General features: G+C 39.3%; 15 protein-coding genes and 1 pseudogene. 1 reads left to right on the top strand and 15 read right to left on the bottom strand.

Annotation, left to right across the window (positions count from 1 at the left end; translation table 11 throughout):
• Nucleotides 1–408: 408 nt before the first annotated feature.
• The 9 genes and pseudogenes from recG to celB all read right to left on the bottom strand — a co-directional run bounded on the left by recG (nucleotide 409) and on the right by celB (nucleotide 12,849).
• Nucleotides 409–2,424, bottom strand: a complete 2,016-nt coding sequence (gene recG, locus HMPREF2542_RS02455) for an ATP-dependent DNA helicase RecG (protein WP_058669818.1) — start codon at nucleotides 2,422–2,424, stop codon at nucleotides 409–411.
• Between the two features lie 104 nt (nucleotides 2,425–2,528).
• Entirely contained in the window at nucleotides 2,529–3,635 is a 1,107-nt protein-coding gene (alr, locus tag HMPREF2542_RS02450) for an alanine racemase (protein WP_058669819.1), read from the bottom strand.
• Nucleotides 3,622–3,987, bottom strand: coding sequence for a holo-ACP synthase (gene acpS, locus HMPREF2542_RS02445; RefSeq protein WP_037565938.1), 366 nt, complete (start codon nucleotides 3,985–3,987; stop codon nucleotides 3,622–3,624). Before acpS ends, alr begins: the two co-directional genes overlap by 14 nt.
• 41 nt (nucleotides 3,988–4,028) lie before the next feature.
• Complete coding sequence (locus tag HMPREF2542_RS02440; RefSeq protein WP_003070524.1) at nucleotides 4,029–5,069, bottom strand: 3-deoxy-7-phosphoheptulonate synthase; 1,041 nt, start codon at nucleotides 5,067–5,069, stop codon at nucleotides 4,029–4,031.
• 20 nt (nucleotides 5,070–5,089) lie between these two features.
• Nucleotides 5,090–7,609, bottom strand: a complete 2,520-nt coding sequence (gene secA, locus HMPREF2542_RS02435) for a preprotein translocase subunit SecA (RefSeq protein WP_006267982.1) — start codon at nucleotides 7,607–7,609, stop codon at nucleotides 5,090–5,092.
• 127 nt (nucleotides 7,610–7,736) lie between these two features.
• Nucleotides 7,737–9,584 (bottom strand): APC family permease, encoded by a 1,848-nt coding sequence (locus tag HMPREF2542_RS02430; RefSeq protein ID WP_058669820.1) that lies wholly within the window; start codon nucleotides 9,582–9,584, stop codon nucleotides 7,737–7,739.
• A 262-nt stretch (nucleotides 9,585–9,846) separates the two neighbouring features.
• On the bottom strand, nucleotides 9,847–10,791 hold the full coding sequence (gene manA / locus HMPREF2542_RS02425; protein WP_070484254.1) for a mannose-6-phosphate isomerase, class I: 945 nt from the start codon (nucleotides 10,789–10,791) through the stop codon (nucleotides 9,847–9,849).
• A 30-nt stretch (nucleotides 10,792–10,821) separates the two neighbouring features.
• Entirely contained in the window at nucleotides 10,822–11,547 is a 726-nt protein-coding gene (locus tag HMPREF2542_RS02420) for a GntR family transcriptional regulator (RefSeq protein ID WP_058669822.1), read from the bottom strand.
• A gap of 33 nt (nucleotides 11,548–11,580) precedes the next feature.
• Nucleotides 11,581–12,849 (bottom strand): annotated as a pseudogene (gene celB, locus HMPREF2542_RS02415) (PTS cellobiose transporter subunit IIC).
• A 142-nt stretch (nucleotides 12,850–12,991) separates the two neighbouring features.
• Here celB and HMPREF2542_RS02410 point away from each other — a divergent pair.
• The gene (locus HMPREF2542_RS02410; RefSeq protein WP_058669823.1) at nucleotides 12,992–14,389 is read left to right on the top strand and encodes a glycoside hydrolase family 1 protein; all 1,398 of its coding nucleotides are present in this window, start codon (nucleotides 12,992–12,994) and stop codon (nucleotides 14,387–14,389) included.
• Nucleotides 14,390–14,522: 133 nt separating this feature from the next.
• Here the strand turns inward: HMPREF2542_RS02410 and HMPREF2542_RS02405 are convergent, their stop codons facing one another.
• The 6 genes from HMPREF2542_RS02405 to HMPREF2542_RS02380 all read right to left on the bottom strand — a co-directional run bounded on the left by HMPREF2542_RS02405 (nucleotide 14,523) and on the right by HMPREF2542_RS02380 (nucleotide 20,703).
• Nucleotides 14,523–14,843, bottom strand: coding sequence for a PTS cellobiose transporter subunit IIA (locus HMPREF2542_RS02405; protein WP_003031767.1), 321 nt, complete (start codon nucleotides 14,841–14,843; stop codon nucleotides 14,523–14,525).
• 10 nt (nucleotides 14,844–14,853) lie between these two features.
• Nucleotides 14,854–15,168 (bottom strand): PTS cellobiose transporter subunit IIB, encoded by a 315-nt coding sequence (locus tag HMPREF2542_RS02400; protein WP_020999794.1) that lies wholly within the window; start codon nucleotides 15,166–15,168, stop codon nucleotides 14,854–14,856.
• A gap of 209 nt (nucleotides 15,169–15,377) precedes the next feature.
• Nucleotides 15,378–17,138 (bottom strand): ABC transporter ATP-binding protein, encoded by a 1,761-nt coding sequence (locus HMPREF2542_RS02395; RefSeq protein ID WP_058669824.1) that lies wholly within the window; start codon nucleotides 17,136–17,138, stop codon nucleotides 15,378–15,380.
• Nucleotides 17,128–18,894, bottom strand: coding sequence for an ABC transporter ATP-binding protein (locus HMPREF2542_RS02390; protein WP_058669825.1), 1,767 nt, complete (start codon nucleotides 18,892–18,894; stop codon nucleotides 17,128–17,130). Before HMPREF2542_RS02390 ends, HMPREF2542_RS02395 begins: the two co-directional genes overlap by 11 nt.
• Entirely contained in the window at nucleotides 18,887–19,345 is a 459-nt protein-coding gene (locus HMPREF2542_RS02385) for a MarR family winged helix-turn-helix transcriptional regulator (RefSeq protein ID WP_049481646.1), read from the bottom strand. Before HMPREF2542_RS02385 ends, HMPREF2542_RS02390 begins: the two co-directional genes overlap by 8 nt.
• Before the next feature lie 170 nt (nucleotides 19,346–19,515).
• A complete protein-coding gene (locus tag HMPREF2542_RS02380; protein ID WP_058669826.1) occupies nucleotides 19,516–20,703 on the bottom strand; it encodes an NADH-dependent flavin oxidoreductase in 1,188 nt (395 codons plus the stop codon).
• Nucleotides 20,704–20,919: the final 216 nt, after the last annotated feature.

The raw sequence follows: 20,919 nt of genomic DNA, 5'->3' as shown, positions 1-20,919 counted from the left end.
CATATATTTCTAATTCCTTTCCTGTTTTTTTGAATGTCTTGTTATAATTCACTTTAATGTTTACTGTCATTGGACTTACCTCTTTCTTTTTAATGAATTTAGTATAGTCCGAAAAACTTAAAACAGGCTTATAGATTTCTTTCAGAAAACTTAATTTAAAATTTAGTTTGTAGTCTCTCCTACAAAGCTGCTCAACTGTCTCCTAGACTATTGAGGTAATGAATGAAGAAAACAAAGTTTTTGTCAACAGCACTTTTTCAAGCTTGAAAAGCAAACGAAAAGTGACTTACTTTCAAGTTTTATCTGCAACGACGCAGTGTTTTGCGTAATTAGTTACTTCGTCGTTGCTTTATTACACAGTATGCTTTGAGGCTGGATTTTGTTCCAGCCTCTTTTTCGTTTCATCTTCTAATCCAAGTAGTCCTGCTTGTCCAAATGAAGAGCTACGATATGCCAGTCTGCATGCGTTCTCCAATCAGAAATGGACACAATTTGACTAGCAACTTTTCTGGCTTCTTCTAAAATTGGATAATCCTCTACAATATCCGCCACTTGAAACTCTGGAATCCCTGATTGACGCGTGCCGAAGATTTCACCAGAGCCACGCATTTTCAAATCTTCCTCAGCCAAGACGAAACCGTTAGTCGTTTCCGTCATGATTTTCATGCGTTTCTTGCCAGATTCTATCTTAGGATTAGCCACGAGAACCGCATAAGATTGCTTGTCTCCACGTCCTACCCGACCACGTAACTGGTGGAGCTGACTGAGCCCAAATCGATCCGCATCCATGATTAGCATGACCGTAGCATTGGGGACATTGACACCGACTTCAATAACAGTCGTGGAAACCAGAATGTCAATTTTTCCTTTCTTAAAATCCTGCATAATGGTATCTTTTTCTTCGCTCTTCATTTTACCATGTAGCAGAGCTACTCGTGCTTTGTCACCGAAATAAGCCTTTAATTCCTCTTCCAAAGCAATAGCATTTTTCAGATCCAGGGCTTCCGACTCCTCAATCAAAGGAGAGATGACATAGACCTGAGCACCTCGTTGCAGCTCTTTCCTCAACCAATCCAGAACTACTTCCAGCTGCTCATGCTTGACCCAACGAGTGATAATCGGCTTACGCCCCGCTGGCATTTGGTCAATAATTGACACATCCATATCACCAAAAGCAGTAATAGCAAGCGTCCTAGGAATGGGCGTTGCAGTCATCATGAGCACATCAGGATTATTTCCTTTTTCCCGCAAAATTCGTCTCTGTCCTACTCCAAAGCGGTGCTGTTCATCAATAATCACCAAACCAAGCTGATGATATGTCACACTTTCTTGAATCAAAGCATGAGTACCGACAATCATATCTACCTGACCAGTCTCAATCGCTTCTAGTGCTTCTTTTCGTTCTGCCTGCTTCATTCCTCCTGTCAACAGAATTATCCGTAGTTCAGGAAAAAGTTGGCTCAAGCTATCAAAATGCTGCTCTGCCAAAATTTCAGTCGGTACCATAAGAGCAGATTGCAAACCAGCTGTATAGGTAGCGTACATAGCTAGACCCGCAACCACCGTCTTTCCACTACCCACATCTCCCTGCAAAAGCCGGTTCATGTGGGTTGGTGCTTGCATATCTTGTAGAATTTCATCAAGACTCCGCTTCTGGGCAGCTGTCAATTCAAAAGGTAGCAGTGTCAGCTTTTTTTCTAATAAATCACCTCGCCAAGGAATAGCTAACCCTTGACTCGCATTCTTGCTTTCGCTCTTTAGGACCTGTAACTGCATTTGAAAGTAAAAAAGCTCTTCAAACTTGACCCGACGCAAGGCTTGTTTGTATTCTGTTAAGTCTTTTGGAAAATGCATTGCTCGTACGGCCTGACTGCGTTCCACTAACTGATAGCGCTCCAGCAGAATTTGAGGCAGATTTTCTTCCAACAGAAGTTCTAAGCCTTGGTCAAAAGCTGTCTTAATGACTTTCACCAAACTAGCTTGACTAATCCCTTGTGCCACTCGATAGACAGGCTGTAAGTCATCCTCCACTTGTGCTAAGATTTTCATACCTGTCAGACTCGCTTTTGCTTTATCCCATTTCCCGAAAATAGAAATGGTTGAACCAACCTCCACTTTGTCTGCCAGATAGGGTTGGTTAAAAAAATTGACTGCAAGCACCACTTCGCCTTGTTTTATAGTAAAACGTAGACGATTACGTTTATAGCCATAATACTGCACATTGGCTGGCGTAACGACAAGTCCTGAGATAACCGCCTTTTCACCATCTTCCAGTTCTAACACATTCTTACTTTTAAAATCTTCATAGCGAAATGGAAAATAGAGTAGTAAATCCTGTAGGTTTTCAATTCCCAGCCTAGTAAACTTTTCAGCAGATTTCGGTCCTACACCCGGCAGAACCGTTAAAGGTTGGTGTAAATTCATAATTCCTCTTTCAGTTCTGTTTCTTAAGAATTTATAAAAGCAGGCTAAAACAGACACCCTCCAATAGCTCTTTGGATTGTTTCCGACTACTTTTAGATTTCAACTCATTCTTTGTAAACTCTAGGGACGCGGTCGCTGATCAAGCAAACCACCTCGTAATTGATGGTTTCCCGTTTTTCTGCCACATCTGTTGCAGAAATAACCTCTTCCCCGCTTTTTCCGATGAAAACAACTGACGTTCCAATAGGATAAAACTGAGGTAAACGAACAGTAATCTGATCCATAGATACGCGTCCAACAATGGGACAAGGATTCCCGTCAACTAAAACATTAAAGCCTTGCATATCTCGCGTCCAGCCATCAGCATAGCCCAGCGGAATCGTTCCAATAAACTGTAGACTATCACTTGTATAAGTAGCTCCGTACCCTACATCTGCCCCTACTTCTAATTGCTTGACATGAACCAATTCTGAAACCAATGAAAGAGCTGGTTTGATGTCATAAGGCAGCTCCAAAACAGTTCCACTTGGATTAAGCCCATAAATGACATCGCCCAAACGGACTGCATTCATAATCGTCTCACTATGCCACAGAGTCGTTGCCGAATTACTAGCGTGAACAATCGGTGGAATAGTTTCTAATTGCCCTAAAATTTCTTTAAAACGTGCTAACTGTGCCTCAAATTTTTGCGTATCTGCTTCATCAGCTGTCGCAAAATGGGTGAAAATTCCTTTGACCTGAGCACCTGCCTTTTCCAAACGATGAATCGCTTCTTGAGCGTCTTGGCTATTTCGAAAACCAATCCGCCCCATTCCAGAATCAATTTTTATATGAACAACCAGTCCAGTTAGGTCTATGTCTGACTTCAAAAGCAAATCAATCCATTCTAAACTAGCCACCGTATAAGTAATCTTGTATTTAATTGAAAACGGAACAGACTGGATAGTTGATACTCCCAGAACCAGAATTTTTTTTGAAATACCAGCTTCTCTCAGCTCTACCGCTTCATCAATATTGGAAACACAAAAGCCATCCACAATTGGCTCAATAGATTGCGTAACAGCAACTGCACCGTGACCATAGGCGTCTGCCTTGACAACAGCCCATTTTTCTACATTGTCTGGTATATGCTCTGCAATTTGTTTAATATTAAATTGAATAGCAGCCAAATCAACAATAGCCTTAGTAGGCCGATGATTACTCGTTTTCATGATGTTCCTCCAAAATAACACTAGCTGTGACGACATTATCTGTGTGGCTGAGTGACACCCAGACCTTGCCAGAAAAAGGTGATTTGCTAAAAATAGGCGCTCCCTTTTCATCGTTTAAAATTTCTAAATCCTGAAAAGTGACACAGCCGATACCAGTCCCCCACGCTTTAGAAAAAGCCTCTTTAGCAGACCAACGCCCCGCCAAATATTCCATTTTTCGCTTACCAGTCAGTTTTTCAAATCGGTCAAATTCTGCGGCTGTCAAAACTTTCCTAGCAAAGCGAGCATTTTTTTCATAAACTTTTTGAATAGAAGAAATTTCCTCTATATCAATACCATGTCCTTTAATCATCTTTTTAAAAAGAGTTGAGACTAGTCTCAACTCCATCCTTTTTATTTTTCATTTTTAGATAGGGTAGTGTAAATTTCCTTGACTAATCTGACTGTATTATCCCAACCCAAACAAGGGTCTGTGATGGATTTTCCGAACACCTCAGGCTCATTTTGACGGCCATCTTCTAAGTAAGACTCGATCATAAAGCCGCGTACAACTTTTTTGATTTTCTCATTCCAATCACGGTTGATTAAAGTTTGACGGACAATTCGTACCTGTTCTAAATACTGTTTTCCAGAATTATCATGGTTGGTATCAATGATGATAAAAGGATTTTCTAAGCCCATTTTTTCATATTGAGCAATCGTATCTAGTAAATTATCATAGTAATAATTTGGGATATTCTTTCCGTATTCATCAAGACCACCGCGCAAAATAGCATGCGCTAAGGGATTACCTGAAGTTTCTACTTCCTTACCAGCAAACAAGAAACTTTGTTTGTTTTGGGCTGCATAAATCCCATTAAACATAACATTAAGATTTCCAGAAGTGGGGTTTTTTAAACCAGTCGCAACGTCAGCTCCACTAGCTACAAAACGGTGTTGCTGATCTTCCACAGAACGCGCTCCAACAGCCATATAAGAAATCAAATCATCTACCAAAGGAAGATTTTCCGGATACAGCATTTCATCAGCAGTCGTCATTCCTGTTTCTGTAATCACACGATAGTGCAAATTGCGTACTGCTTTAATGCCGTTGATTAAACTTGGGGCTGCTTTCGCATTTGGTTGATGAATCAAGCCTTTATAGCCGTCACCATTGGTACGAGGTTTTGCCGTATACACACGCATCACCATAAAAATACGGTCTTTTACCTCTTCTTGAAGGGCAGATAAACGTTTTGCATATTCTAGAACAGCCGCTTCATTGTCAGAAGAACACGGACCAATGACTAGCAGAATGCGGTCATCTTCTCCGCGAATAATTGCATTTAGTTCCCGATCTCGTGCTTCTTTTTTGGCTAAAGCATCTCCTTTTAATTTCGATAGATTGCGAACCTTTGCTACGTCAATTGGCTGACTAGTTGCTTTAAATGTCATAATCTCCCCCTATACACTACTTATCTGTGGCGTCCGTGACAATTTTTGAATTTCTTCCCTGAACCACATGGACATAAGTCATTGCGCTTCACTTTTGTCAAATCGATATCACTAGGTAAGCCAGATTTTTGTGCTGCAATATTACGTGTTGCCGTTGTACTGATATGGTGTTCCGTCCGTGGACGCTCTTGCTCATGAATTTGAGCTTTCATCATCAGCCGTGTAACATCAAACTCAATCGAACCAATCATATCATTAAACATGCGGAAACTTTCTGCTTGATATTCAACAACCGGATTGTTTTGTGCATAACCTCGGAGTCCAACGGCATTACGTAATTGGTCTAAAGCATCAATATGGTCAGTCCATTTATTGTCCACTACACGCAGAATCAAAACTTTTTGGAATTCTCTGACTGATTCTTCATCTCGCAATTTTGCGACCTGATTGTCATATACTTCCAGTGCTCGTTGATACAAGTTTTCCTTTATTTCATCATCTGATAAGTCGATTAAGTCTGATATGTTGATAGAGTCTTCGGGCACCAGATTATATTTAGCAAAATTCACAATAGCTTCGATTTTTTCTTGCTGTTCGGCACGACTATTGCCATCTACAAAACGATTAATAGTCCGCTTCATCATAGCGTGAATTTCCGGTGCTAAATCACGATCAGCCGTAATGACATCATAACGTTGTGCATAGATAATCTCACGCTGCTCACGCATGACATCATCATATTGAAGGACTTGTTTACGTGTATCGTAATTGTTCCCTTCAACACGCTTTTGGGCTCCTTCCACTTGACGAGTAAACATTTTGGATTTGATAACCGACTCTTCTTCACTCATTTTGAAGCGTTCCATAACTGCTTTAATCCGCTCTGAACCAAAACGACGCATGAGCTCATCTTCAAGTGACAGATAAAATTGCGATTCCCCTGGATCTCCCTGACGTCCGGAACGACCACGAAGCTGATTATCGATACGACGACTCTCATGACGTTCTGTACCAATGACACAAAGTCCACCTAACTCGCGAACGCCTTCACCAAGTTTAATATCCGTACCACGACCAGCCATATTGGTTGCAATCGTTACAGCACCCCGCTGACCAGCATTCATAATGATTTGCGCTTCTTTATAGTGATTTTTCGCATTCAATACTTCATGAGGAACTCCAGCTTCGACTAATTTTTTAGAAATATAATCACTCGTTTCAACAGCAACCGTCCCCACAAGTACAGGTTGCCCTTTTTCATGACGAGCTTTCACATCTTGGACAACTGCTTTAAATTTTGATTCAATACTTGGATAAAGAAGGTCTGGGTGATCAATACGAGCCACCGGACGGTTTGTAGGAATCGGAATCACTCGAATATTATAAGTTTCGCGGAATTCTTCTTCTTCTGTCTTGGCCGTTCCCGTCATTCCTGACAATTTCTTATACATACGGAACAAATTTTGGTAAGTGATAGAAGCTGAGGTCTTCGTTTCATCTTGAATTGGTACACCTTCTTTAGCTTCAATTGCTTGGTGGAGTCCATCAGAATAGCGGCGACCTTCCATTGTCCGACCTGTAAATTGGTCAACAATCAAAATTTCCTGTTCTTCACTAACCACATAGTCAATGTCCAACAGCATAATATAATTTGCACGAAGAGCATTGTCAACAAAGTGAGTCAGTGCTACATTTTCAATGTCATACAGGTTTTCTAGTTTGAAATAACTTTCTGCCTTATCAATCCCCGAATCAGAAAGTCCAATAGTCTTAGACTGAACATCAATAATATAATCATCTTTGTTTAATGATTTTACAAAGCTATCCGCCATATGATAAAGCTGATTTGTATCAGACGAAGTTGGTCCGGACACAATTAAAGGGGTACGAGCTTCATCAATCAAAATGGAGTCCACTTCATCAACCAAAGCATAGTTAAGTGGGCGTTGCACCATATTTTCAGCACGCACTACCATATTGTCGCGCAAATAGTCAAACCCAATCTCTGCATTCGTTGAATAGGTAATATCACAAGCGTAGGCTTCTTTCTTTTCTGCTGATGACTTTGCGGCAAGATTAATACCAACAGAAAGTCCCAACCAAGAGTACAATTCACCCATTTCAGTTGCGTCACGTTCTGTCAGGTACTCATTTACTGTGACAACATGTACACCTTCACCAGACAAAGCATTCAGATAAACCGGCATGGTCGCAGTCAAAGTCTTTCCTTCCCCTGTGCGCATTTCTGGTACATCTCCATGGTGTAAGACAATCCCGCCCATAATCTGTACAGGATAAGGGAAGAGGCCCAACACACGTTTTGCGCCTTCGCGAACAACTGCAAAGGCCTCATAAAGCAAATCATCTAATGACTCACCATTTTGATACCGCAACTTAAATTCATCTGTCTTTGCTTTCAAAGCCTCATCTGACAAAGCAGCCATTTCATCTTCATAAGCCATGACTTTCTTCGCCATTTTTTCTAATCTTCTTAATTCGCCTTTATCATTTTCGATAATTGTTCTTAAAATATTCGCCATTTCTTTCCTTACTTGTAATAATTCTTATTTTAAAATGTTCTTTTCATTATAGCATTTTTCACTATATCTTTCAAGAAAATAAAAGGATAAAAACGGCAGTTCCATTCAAAACTACCGTTCTATGTCCTTACTCTTTTAAGTGATAAGAATAACTAGCTACAACAACATTTTCATGCCATCTGAGAAAATATTTCAATTTCAAGCTCATTTGATTGTGCAGCATATTTTGCCAGCTATGATTTGGAATGAACTGTGGCACTAATACCGTTACGGTATAACCTTTCTTCTGCGCATTACGAGCGACTTTTGTCACATACTGTACTGTTGGTCTGATGATATTACGGTAACTTGTTTCTACATTGACAAATTGGATATCTGAAAAATAGTGTTTAAATTCACTTGCTACTTCCTCATCTTTTTCTTGTGTTTCTTTAGTAGATACGTGCATAGCAATCACTTCATCACCAATACTACAAGCATAATTCATCGCACCGGCACTAACACGCGTAACATTCCCAACAAGGACCAAAACCAGATTTCCTGCATAGTCCACGCGTTCAATTTTTTCATTTAAACGCAATTGTTTAGCAACTTTGTTATAATGATTTTTAATTGTTAAGAAAATCCAAAGCAAAATAATAATAATTGGGAAGAATGGCCAGATATCTCGCAAACGGAAAAGCAACAAAATCGCCACAATCGTGTAACAAATCGCTGCACCCAGAATATTTGTTACAGAATGTTTTAAGAAATGCTTTCCGTGCTGTTTGCGCCAATGTACGACCATTCCTGTTTGAGAAAGCGCAAAAGGTACAAATACACCAATCGTATAAAGTGGAATGAGCCGCTCAGTATTTCCATTGAAAATCAACAAAAGAAAAATTGCACCAATGGCCAAGGTCAAAATCCCATTTGAATAACCAAGGCGAGCACCTTTCTCCATATACATATGTGGCATATATTTATTTTTTGCCATATTGTAAGATAGCATAGGAAAGGCCGAAAAGCCTGTATTAGCTGCTACAGCAAGAATGAGTGCTGTTGACAGTTGGAAAATATAAAAGAGAAGCCGCCCAATAGGTGAATTTCCCAAAATAGCTTGTGCCATTTGAGCAAGCGTCGTAACACCCTTTATCGGAACAATTCCAATCCAATAATTTAAAAAGGTAATACCAGCAAACATAAATCCAAGAATCGCTGCCATAATTGCCAAAGTTTTTGCCGCATTTTCAGCTTTTGGTGTTTTGAAAAATGGGACAGAATTTGAAATAGCTTCCACACCTGTCAAAGAGGCTGAACCGCTCGTAAAAGCACGTAACAGAAGCACTAAGCTAACACCTGAAATGGATTTTCCGATAGGAGCCGTTGCATGATAGGATAAATTTCCCAGCAATAATTGCAATAAGCCAAAACCAATCAAGAAAACAGTGCTTGCGATAAACAAATACACTGGAATCATAAGAGAAACTGCAGATTCCCGTAATCCGCGTAAGTTCATTAGCATTAAAGCCAGCACTAAAATAATAGAAATATGCAAATTATAAGGATGTAAAGCAGGAATTGCTGACGTAATCGCATCTGCTCCAGACGAAACAGATACCGCTACCGTCAACATATAATCAACCAGCAAACTACCACCTGAAATCAGACCAGCTTTTGGTGAAAGATTTTCCGTTGTAACCATATAAGCCCCACCACCTTGTGGATAGGCATGAATCACCTGACGATATGAAATAGTCAAACTAGCCAATAAAATCAGCACCACAATACCAATTGGCAACGACCACCAAATCGCGCCAGCAGATACAGATATCAAAACCAAAACAACTTGTTCAGGCCCATAAGCAATTGAAGACAGAGCATCACTTGATAACATGGCTAGGGCCTGTAGTTTCGTTAATAAGTTTCCTTCTTCTCCCTCATCACTTGATTTCAAAGGTCGACCAATAAAAATATTTTTCAACTTGGAAAACATATTTTTCTCCTAAATTTTTCAATATCAGCCATTATAACGCTTTTCTGAAATAGTATCAATGTTTTCTGAAAATGACATCATTTTTTAATATAACTGATAATTTCTGCATAAATAAGAGAATAAAATAGACTGCTATAATTCCTTTGAAATCATCTGTAAAAATGAGTAAACTAATGAACCACTACATCATGATGCTTTAGACTTATGCTTTTAAAGAGGTTGCGGACTTTTTCCCAACCTCTGATTTTCTATATAAAAGTTATTAAGGATGACTGACAATCATTTCAAGATCTTGTCCCTCAAAAGTCCAAGCCTCCACGTCGCTTGGTAAAATGAAATGGTCTCCTTTTGCAATCGGATAAGCTTTCTCATCTACTGTCAGCATCCCTTGTCCTGCCAACACACTCACCAATGAATAAGGGACCGTTTTCTCAATCGCAACTTTCCCTGACACTTCCCATTTGTAAACGGCAAAGAAATCACTGGCAACCAAAAGGGTTGATTGCAAATCATCTGCTTTCACAGTAACTGGTCGACTATTGGCCGGCGTACCGATATTGAGTACATCAATGGATTTTTCTAGATGAAGCTCGCGCAAATTGCCTTGAGCGTCTTTTCGGTCGAAATCATAAACACGATAGGTAGTATCACTGGACTGTTGCGTTTCTAAAATCAAGATACCTGAGCCAATGGCGTGCATGGTGCCACTTGGAACATAGAAGAAGTCCCCAGCCTTGACTGGCACCTTGGTTAAGAGCTTCTCCCATTCTTTCTTTTCAATCTGCTGGCGCAACTCTTCTCGTGACTGAGCACTGTGTCCATAGATGATTTCTGCTCCTTCATCTGCCGCGATCACATACCAGCACTCGGTCTTTCCTAATTCTCCTTCGTGCTCCATAGCATAGTGGTCATCTGGATGAACTTGAACACTAAGCCAATCATTGGCATCCAAAATTTTGGTTAAAAGCGGAAAAACAGGCTCGTTGCTATTGCCAAACAATTCACGGTGCTCAGCATAGACTTTATCCAATCCTTGTCCTGCAAATCGACCGTTTTTTATAGTAGATACTCCGTGTGGATGAGCTGAAATCGCCCAGTATTCGCCTACTTTATCACTGGGAATTTCATAGCCAAATTCATCTCGTAGCTTCGTTCCACCCCAGATTTTTTCCTGCATAACAGATTGTAAAAATAATGGTTCTGACATCATTTCCTCCTTTAATATTGTATAAACAACTTAAATATTTTTAACATCTAAAAGCGAATAGCCTCTCGTGTCAAAGCGATTGCGGCTTCTCGAGTACTCAATCGGACGCCCATTTTCGAGATAAACAACTTGTTCAACCTGCAAAAGTGGATCGTCATTTTGACAGTCCAGATACCTTTTATCATATTCATCTGGCTTTTCAGCTGTGATATGGCGATAACTTCCGGCAAATTTTAAGTTTAATTCATCCCATAAATAAGCATAGATAGACTGAAGTAAAATACTCTCATCCAATCCTGGCACCAAATCACACGGCATATAAGTGTGTTCCAACACATAAGGCTTCTCATCAAGCAGACGCAAACGTATGATTTTATAAACTGGCGTCGTCACTTCCACTTGCAGGCGCTCTGCAATCTCGGCTTCTGGGAATTCAACTGCAAACTGAATAATCTGGCTCGTTAATTTTCGGTCATCATTTTTGAAATCTTGACTCAAGCCATTGTAATTATTCAAGCGAAATTTTGAATCTTCTTTATCCCAAAAAGAGGAATTTAACACTCTTGTTCCATTTCCTTGTTTGGAAAAAATCAATCCCTCAATGGTTAGAATCTCAACAGCTTTTTTTATAGTCATTCGGCTAACACCGAACTCTTTTGATAATTCAGACTGAATAGGCAACATGGAGTCTACTGGGTAGACTCCATTTGCGATTCTATCTCGAAGTATATTTGCTATTTCTTCGTATTTAGGCATATGATAGCTCCTGCAAATCTGTCATTCATCTCATTATAATACAGAATCAGGTTGTTTGTCCAGCATACGAAGGAATGGATACCAGATAAATCCAACAATCACCATATCCACTAACTGACGGACACCACCTAAAATGGAATTGGTTGCTAGCATTCCGCTAAAGAATACGGGCACCGTCCAAGGAACTGCCACTCCTGTTGGAGCTGGAACAATTCCTACTGCCATCACAATATAGTTAAACGCAGTCACAACAATCGGTGCTAAAACCCATGGAATCAGAATAGTCGCATTCAAAACGATTGGCAAGCCAAAGATAACTGGTTCATTGACATTGAATAACCCCGCGCCAAGAGCAAGTCGTCCAACGTCCTTATACATTTTCTTTTTCAAAATAAAAGCCATAATGATAACTACAGCTAGCGTCATCCCAGAACCACCTAAACCAACAGTAAAGGTTTCCATAAATGATTTGGAAATAATGTGTGGCAAATGCTTGCCAGCCTGATAAGCCTCTAAGTTATCTAACATCAATGTATTCCAAATTGGATCCATGACAGAATTAACAAGAATTTGTCCATGAAGTCCAAAGAACCATAAAAATTGAACAAAGAAGATTGCCACTAAAGTTGCTCAGATACTACTTCCCAAGCCAACCAGCGGCGTTTGAATAACCTTATAAATAATATCATGAAGATTTGCATTGAAAAATCCTGTCAAACCAGCATTGACAAACAAGAATATGGAAAGAGTCAATACGGCAGGAATCAAAGCCGCAAACGACTTGGCTACTGCAGGCGGAACGCTGTCTGGCATTTTAATCTGCCAACCTTTTTTCGTTGCCCAGCAGTAGATTTCCGCTGCCAAAAATGCAACCAGCATTCCAAGGAACATCCCTTTTGCCCCTAAACGGTCTAAACTCAAGACGCCTGAAATTTTTTCACCTTTTTCTGACATGGTATAAAAAGGTGTCAAAAGAAGAAAACTAGAAAAGGAAACTGCTCCTCCAAAAATTCCTTCCACATCATAAGATTTTGATAAATAATAGCCAATACCAAACGTTACAAAGATTGTCATAATTGACATCGTTGCATTTTGTCCACTGCCAAACAGATTAGACAAAGTAGCTTTCGTTGCATCATGAAAAAATGGCAAATTGTTAAATACCACTACAATTGAGCCAAACATCGTTAACGGAAAGGAGAGCATAAAGGCATCTCGTAAAACAGCCAAATAACGATTGGAAGCGAGTTTGTTTGCCAATGGCAACAACTTATCACCGATTTGATCTAGAAACTTGTTCATCAATCTTCCCTCCTTTTCTTTTTTGATACTCTAACTATACTATACTTTTTATAAAATGTCTATACTTTTTATAAAAAAGATTGACTTTTTTGAAAAAAGTATAGTATTATATTGTAGACTATTTTTAAAAAGGAGAAAATATATGACATTTTTAACATTTCCAAAAGGCTTCTTTTGGGGAACTGCTTCCAGTGGACCGCAAACAGAAGGTCGATTTGACGGCGATGGAAAAGGAGAGAATATCTGGGACTATTGGTACAACAAAGAACCTGAAAAATTCTTCAACCATATTGGACCTGATAAAGCTTCCTATAATTATCAGTATTACAAAGAAGATGTGCAACTAATGAAAGCAACTGGACACAATTCTTTCCGCACTTCTATCCAATGGAGTCGGCTAATCCCAGAAGGCGTTGGTGCTGTTAATCCACAAGCCGTAGATTTTTACAATTCATTCATTGATGAACTGATTACAAATGGAATTGAACCATTTATTAACTTATACCATTTTGACATGCCAATGGCACTACAAGCAAAAGGTGGTTGGCTGAATCGGGAAACGGTTGATGCTTATGTAAACTTTGCAAAAACCTGCTTTAACCTATTTGGTGATCGCGTCAAATACTGGTTCACTCATAATGAACCTATTGTCCCTGTCGAAGGTGGTTACCTCTACAATTTCCATTATCCAAATGAAGTCAACATGAAACACGCTGTACAGGTGGCTTTTCACGAAATGCTCGCCAGCAGCTTAGCTGTCAAAGCCTATCACGAAAAGCAAGATGGTAAAATTGGGATTATCCTCAACTTAACCCCAAGCTATCCGCGTGATGAGAATAATCCTGAAGACGTCAAAGCTGCTCAAATTGCAGATGCTTTCTTTAATCGCTCTTTCTTAGATCCTGCCATCAAAGGCGAATACCCTGCTGATTTGATTGCTATCATTAAAGAATTGGATATGATTCCAGAATACACAGCTGAAGATTTGCAGACCATTAAAGAAAATACCATTGACTTGCTTGGTGTCAATTATTACCAGCCACGCCGAGTTAAAGCAAAGGAAAACCCTGCTGATAAAGACCCGCAAAATCCTATGCCAGATGATTTCTTTGACTACTACGATATGCCAGGTAAAAAAATGAACCCTTATCGCGGTTGGGAAATCTATGAAAAAGGAATCTACGACATTATGATGAATGTCCGTGATAACTATGGAAATCTTCCTTGCTATATCTCAGAAAACGGCATGGGCGTCGAAGGTGAGGAGCGCTATATCAACGCCAATGGTCAAATTGAGGACGACTACCGCATTGACTTCATCAAAGATCACCTCCGTTACCTACACCAAGCCATTGAAGAAGGAGCTAACTGCATCGGCTATCATCTTTGGACTTGTATGGACAATTGGTTCTGGTGCAATGCCTACAAAAATCGCTATGGTCTCATTGCCGTTGACCTTGATAAGAAAGGAAAACGAACCATTAAAAAATCAGGTTATTTCTTTAAAGAGTTGTCTGACAAAAACGGTTTTGAAGATTAAATGTGACAAAACTCCCCAAGGGTTCCGATACCTTGGGGAGTTTATGCTAAATAAAAGATAAAAAATAAACCTATAACATGTAACTAATTCACACAAATACTATAAGTTTATTCTTAGGAGGTTTATAAATAAATTATTTTTCTTCTAACTTTTTATATAATTCAAGCATCTCTAATGCCACTTCACGTAATGTCATTGTTGTCATCAAATGATCCTGTGCATGAACCATGATGATCTCAATCTTAATCTCAACGCCACTTGCGTAATCTTGCAACAATTTCGTCTGTGCGTGATGTGCTTCAACCAATTCTGTATTCGCGGCTTCCAATTTTTGAGAAGCTTCATCGTAGTGACCAAGTCGCATCGCTGCAAATGCTTCGTGTACTGTTGCACGCGCAGTTCCACTATGAAGAATGATTTCAAATGCTACTACTTGTAATTCTTCTGTATTCATAACATCCTCTTTATAGATTGTCTGTGACTACTTTAGCCAGAGCTGCGACTCCTGTTGGGATTGGAACATAGGCTTGAGGTGGAATTTGAACAACTGGACGTCCAACTTTTTCTCCGAGGTCAGCAAATTGTTTGAAATACATTCTTGTTTGAGGACTAATTAAATAAAGATCAAATGCGGCAGATTCAATTACTTTATTTCCTTCTGTTGCTCCAATTGCTTCAACAGTAATATCTTGTCCTTGACCTTGAAGGTATTCAGTTGTCTTTTTAGCCATGAGAGAAGAAGACATCCCTGCTGCACAGATAATTAACGCTTTTGTCATGAAATTTCTCCTTAAAATTTTGTATATGAGGTAAGTTTTTATTAACAAATTACCTATCATTGAAATTAGTATAGCACAGTTTTTATTAAATGTCTAGTCTTTTATATATAAAGATTATACTTTTTCAAAAATTTAATAACAAAAAACTCTTTCCGGTCAAAGTTTGACTAGAAAGAGTCCCTATTGTAATTTATCGTTTGTCATTTCCTTTACGCATACTCTGCCTCTTCATCGAATTGACTATTGTAAAGATCAGCATAGAAGCCATTTTCTTCCATCAATTGATCGTGATTTCCTTGTTCAATGATATTACCATTACGCATGACCAAAATCAAATCAGCATTACGAATGGTCGACAAGCGGTGAGCAATGACGAAAGAAGTCCTTCCTTCCATCAACTTATCCATCGCTTTTTGGATCAATTCTTCTGTCCGCGTATCAACAGATGAAGTCGCTTCATCCAAGATAAGTAAGGGAGCATCCTTAAGAAGTGCACGCGCGATAGTCAGCAATTGCTTTTGCCCAACAGAAAGACTGACTGTTTCATCCAACACTGTATCGTATCCTTTTGGCAAAGTCTTGATAAAGTGATGAACCCCGACAGCTTTAGTCGCTGCCACAACCGCTTCATCAGAAATATTCTTCTGATTGTAAATCAAATTTTCTTTAATCGTTCCCTCAAATAACCAAGTGTCTTGAAGGACCATTGAGAAAGCATCGTGTACCTCAGAACGTTTCATTTGCTTGGTATCAATACCATCAATAGTAATCCGCCCTTTCTCAATTTCATAAAATTTCATCAACAGATTGACAATCGTCGTTTTCCCAGCACCGGTCGGACCAACAATAGCAATCTTTTGGCCGGCTTTGGCCTTGGCAGAAAAATCATGAATAATTGTTCGATCCGGATTGTAGCCAAAGAATACATTATCAAAGGTAACATCACCCTTTAAAGTTGTGAGCTGTTGAGACTTGTGCTCATCATTTTCCATTTCCGGTTCTGCTAAAAACTCAAATACACGCCCCATAGCAGCACTAGCTTGTTGAAGAGTGGTAATCCCTTGTGCAATTTGGGACAATGGTTGAGAAAAAGTCCGTACATATACCATAAAGGCAACAATCGTCCCCATCGTGACATCACCATTCAATGCCATGCTCGCTCCAACCAATACGACCATCACATAACCAAAGTTCCCTGTAAATATCATTAACGGCATCATAATTCCAGAAATAAATTGGGACTTCCACATACTACTATAAAGATTCGTATTAAGCATTTGAAAGGCTTTTTTTGATTCCTCGGTAGCATTATAGCTGACAATGACATTGTGACCAGAATACATCTCTTCCACATATCCATTGACACTAGCAAGATTCTCTTGTTGTGCGCGGAAAAACCGTTGTGATTTACCCATAATCAACGCAACAAAGACAAAACCAATCAAAACCGATCCAATCGTTACAAAGGATAGAACCACGTTGTTATAAAACATCATAAAGAGAACAGCAATAAGAAGCAAACTTGATGAAATCACTGTGCCTAAACTTTGGTTCAGAGATTGTCCAACAGTATCCACGTCATTAGTGACTCGTGAAAGAGTGTCCCCTTGCGAATGGCTATCAAAATACCGCAAGGGTAATTTATTAATTTTCTCCGCAATGGCTGTCCGTAAACGTTTTGAAAAATGCTGAACAACGGACGAAATAATAAAGGATTGCATATAATTTAATAAAGCACCCACCGCATATAAAACGGCTAAGAAAAGAGCAATATTAGAGATCGCCTTCAGATCAATCCGACTTCTCATTCCTTCTGTGATAAGATTGGTAATTTCTTTTAATTTGACCGGACCATAAACCGTGATAACACTAGATAGCATTGCTCCCACAAATGCAACGAGCAATGGAAACTGGAATCCTTTGATATAGGGTTTCACTTGGCTAAATAAAGATGATTTTTTATTTTCCATTTTCCAATTCCTCCTTTGATAATTGTGAGTAAGCAATTTCTTGATAAACTTCGTTTGTCGCTAGCAGCTCTTTGTGAGTTCCTTGCCCAACAACTTTCCCTTTATCCAACACCAAGATCTGATCGGCATCCATGATCGTTGAAATCCGCTGAGCTACGATCAATCTGGTTGTAGCTTTCACTTTTTTCGCCAATTCTTCTCGCAAAATACGGTCTGTCTTATAGTCCAGTGCTGAAAATGAATCGTCAAAAATCAGAATTTCAGGTTTCCTAGCAAGTGCACGCGCAATCGCCAGCCGCTGCTTTTGACCACCAGAGAAATTGGTTCCGCTTTGTGCGACCTCTGAGTGCAGACCATCTTCTTTTTCTTCAACAAATGATTTCGCTTGTGCCAAGTCCAACGCAGACCACATTTTTTCATCATCCAATGGACTTTCATTGCTTTGTCCAAAATCTAAATTACTCTTTATATCACCAGAAAAGAGAATAGCTTTTTGTGGAATGTAGCCAATTTTATTATGCAAATCTTCCAACTGATAATCTTTTACATTCACGCCATCTACTAAAATTCTTCCTTCTGTCACATCATAGAAACGAGGAATTAAACTAATTAAGGTTGATTTCCCAGAACCAGTTGATCCGATGAAAGCTACCGTTTCGCCCGCTTTAGCTGTAAAGCTAACATGTTCAATGACAGCCTCAGAGTTTTTAGTATAGCGGAAAGAAACATTGTCAAATACCACTTCACCTTTGACATCTTTAGCTGTTTTGGGTTGCATTGGAGATTCAATCGTGGAATGCAAATCAAGTACCTCATTAATCCGCCCCGCAGACACCAAGGTACGAGGAAGAACGATAAACAGAGCAGCCATGAGCATGAAGCCCATTACGACCTGCATAGCATAGGACATAAAGACAACCATGTCACTAAAGATTGGCAAACGTCCTGGTAAAACTGCATCTTGAATCAAGTAAGCACCAATCCAGTATATTGCCAAGGTCAAACCACTCGAAATCCCCATCATAATCGGATTTAAAATAGCCATGAGCCGACTAACAAAGAGATTCAACCGAGTCACTTCATCATTTGCCCCTGCAAATTTATCATCTTGATAGTCTTCAGCATTGTAAGCTCGAACAACACGAATCCCTGTTAGACTTTCACGCGTAATACTATTTAACTTATCAGTCAACCGTTGAATAACAGATTGCTTTGGAAAGGCCAACGTCATCAAAACTGTCGTCATAATCATATTCACAATAACTGCGACAATAACTGCCCACAGCCAGTATTCTGATTTCCCAATGATTTTTGTAATCGCCCAAATCGCCATAATCGGTCCACGAGTCACGACTTGCAAGCCCATAGTAATCATAAGCTGAATTTGCGTAAGATCATTGGTTGTCCGCGTTAAAAGACTTGGAATAGAAAATCTCTTAATCTCAGCATTTGAATAATCCAGTACACGATTGAAAATATCTGAGCGCAAGCTCGTTGTAAAGCTAGCTGCCAATCTAGCCGCAATAAAACCAACGACCACAGCACTGAGAAAACTAGCAAATGACAATCCAATCATTTTCAAGCCCGGATTCCACAAATCAGAAATAACTGTTCCTCTCGTCTGTAGGAGTTCCGTAATTTTTGAAATATAGGTTGGAACCTCTAAGTCCAAGTAAACTGCCAAACAAGTAAATAAGATACTGATGATAATCATCCCTACTTCTTTAACAGTTAAACGTTTAAACAATTTAACCATTCGCTTCTCCTTTTCCTATTTTTTCAATATTCTGGTAAAATTTTCCCATTACCTGAAAAAAAGTCACCAAATCTTCTTCTGAAATGCCAGTCAATAAGCAGCGATCCATCTCATCAAAGAAATCCCGAATTTTATTCATGCGCTCTTTTGATTCCGATGTCAAACGAATAATCTTAGCGCGCTTATCTGCTTCACTCACTTCCAGATAAATCAAGCCATTTTTAACCATTCGCTTCATTAAATTACTAGCAACTGACTTGGTAATTCCCAACTCCTGCTCAATATCTTTAATAAAGGTCATCTTGCCACAATCTTCTCGATGATTCACAAAATGCAATACTTGCCCTTGTGGACCCGCCATAAATTCAATCCCTCGCTCTTTGGCAATTTTTTGAATCATCAGATGTGTCTTCCGTCCAAATCGCTTGAATTCCAATAATGGTTTTTCCATTTGATTTCCTTTCAAATAGTTCTCTAGAGAACCAATTAGTTTTCATGAGAACTATTTTACTATAATTCAAATGAATGTCAAGTAATAAGTTTCTATGAGAACTATTTTTATTAAAATAAAATAGCTGACCAAAAATTCAGCCAGCTATCCTTATTTTTTATATAAGACGTTTACTTTTCAGCACTGTCATATTTTCCAGTATGAATCTCTGTGATACTATCATGTCCTGGCAACTCTGGTAAACCTAAAGAATCCTCACGAGTAAAGGCTTCACGCAAACCAGATGTCCAGGCGGTTTGCTCTAGTTGTTCTGGACTAATTTGGTGTACAATTTCATCACCACGACCTTCTTTTATCTTTTGCCCAAACAACGGATCAATCAATGTTCCGCGACCAACTGCAATCAAATCAGTCGGAGTCTGTGCAATCGCATCCTGCGCATCTTCCTCACTAAAGACACCACCAACAATAATTAGCTTAGTTTGATTATCTAGAATTGATTTAAAATGCTCAGCATAAGTCCGATCAGAGCCAACAGGTTTTGACGCATATCCTTCCCAGAGCGACAGATGAATGTAATCCAACTCATATTTGATGACCTCTCGAATCAAGGCTTGGGCTTCTCTATAACTATAACCGACCTCATCTCCGTGAATTTCTTCAGGGCTGATCCGATAGCCTACGATAAAATCTTTTGGTGCATATTTTCCCACTACTCGTTTCACTTCTTTTACGACCGCAAGAGGAAAAGCCATACGTTTTTCTAAAGAACTGCCCCATTTATCCTCACGCACATTTGAGAAACTTGAAAAAAATTGCTGCAAGAGATAATGATTTGCACCATGAATTTCCACTCCTGAAAAACCAGCCTCAATAGCACGCTTAGTGGCACGTCCAAAATCTTTAATAATTCCTTCAATCTCAGCATTCGTCATTTCACGAACTGGATAAGACAAAAATGAAAAATCAAGAGCACTGGGTGCCAAAACCTCCTCACCTTTAACAGCGCGACCAGAAGCTTCGCGCCCACCATGATGAATCTGCAAAATAGCTTTGTTGCCATTTTTCTGCAAGGCTGCCGCAATCTTTTTAGCTCCCTCTAGATGCTCATCTGAGTAAATTCCTAATTGTTCAGGATAACCTGGTCTAGAGCAAGGTCCACCTGACTCACTCACATAATGGTACTCAGCAATCAATAATCCAGCCGCCTGCGAACGAGCATGATAATAGCGCAAGGTATCATCAGAAACGAAACCACCTTTCAAACCACTAAAGGTTAGCATTGGTGGCATAACCAAACGACTAGAGAGCTGAGCACCATGACGGAATTGAACCGTATCTATAAGACTCTTTGACATGACAAATCCTCCTTAAAATTTAAATTTTTGATTCCACTATTATTTTATTAAAACCATCATCGCAGATAATAACTCATTTAGCTAAGCATATTCCCCAAACTTCATTTCCAACAAATCCACTTTTTGCATCACAAATCAACCATTCCCGACGCTTTTTTAAACTATAAACATTGTTCATCAAGATTCATTCGACAAAACTTACAAAATTCTAGCATT

The organism is Streptococcus sp. HMSC034B05 (assembly GCF_001809055.1).
Lineage (GTDB): Bacteria > Bacillota > Bacilli > Lactobacillales > Streptococcaceae > Streptococcus > Streptococcus constellatus.
The sequence above is the reverse complement of the archived record's forward strand: the minus strand, read 5'-3'. Positions and strand labels throughout refer to the sequence as shown.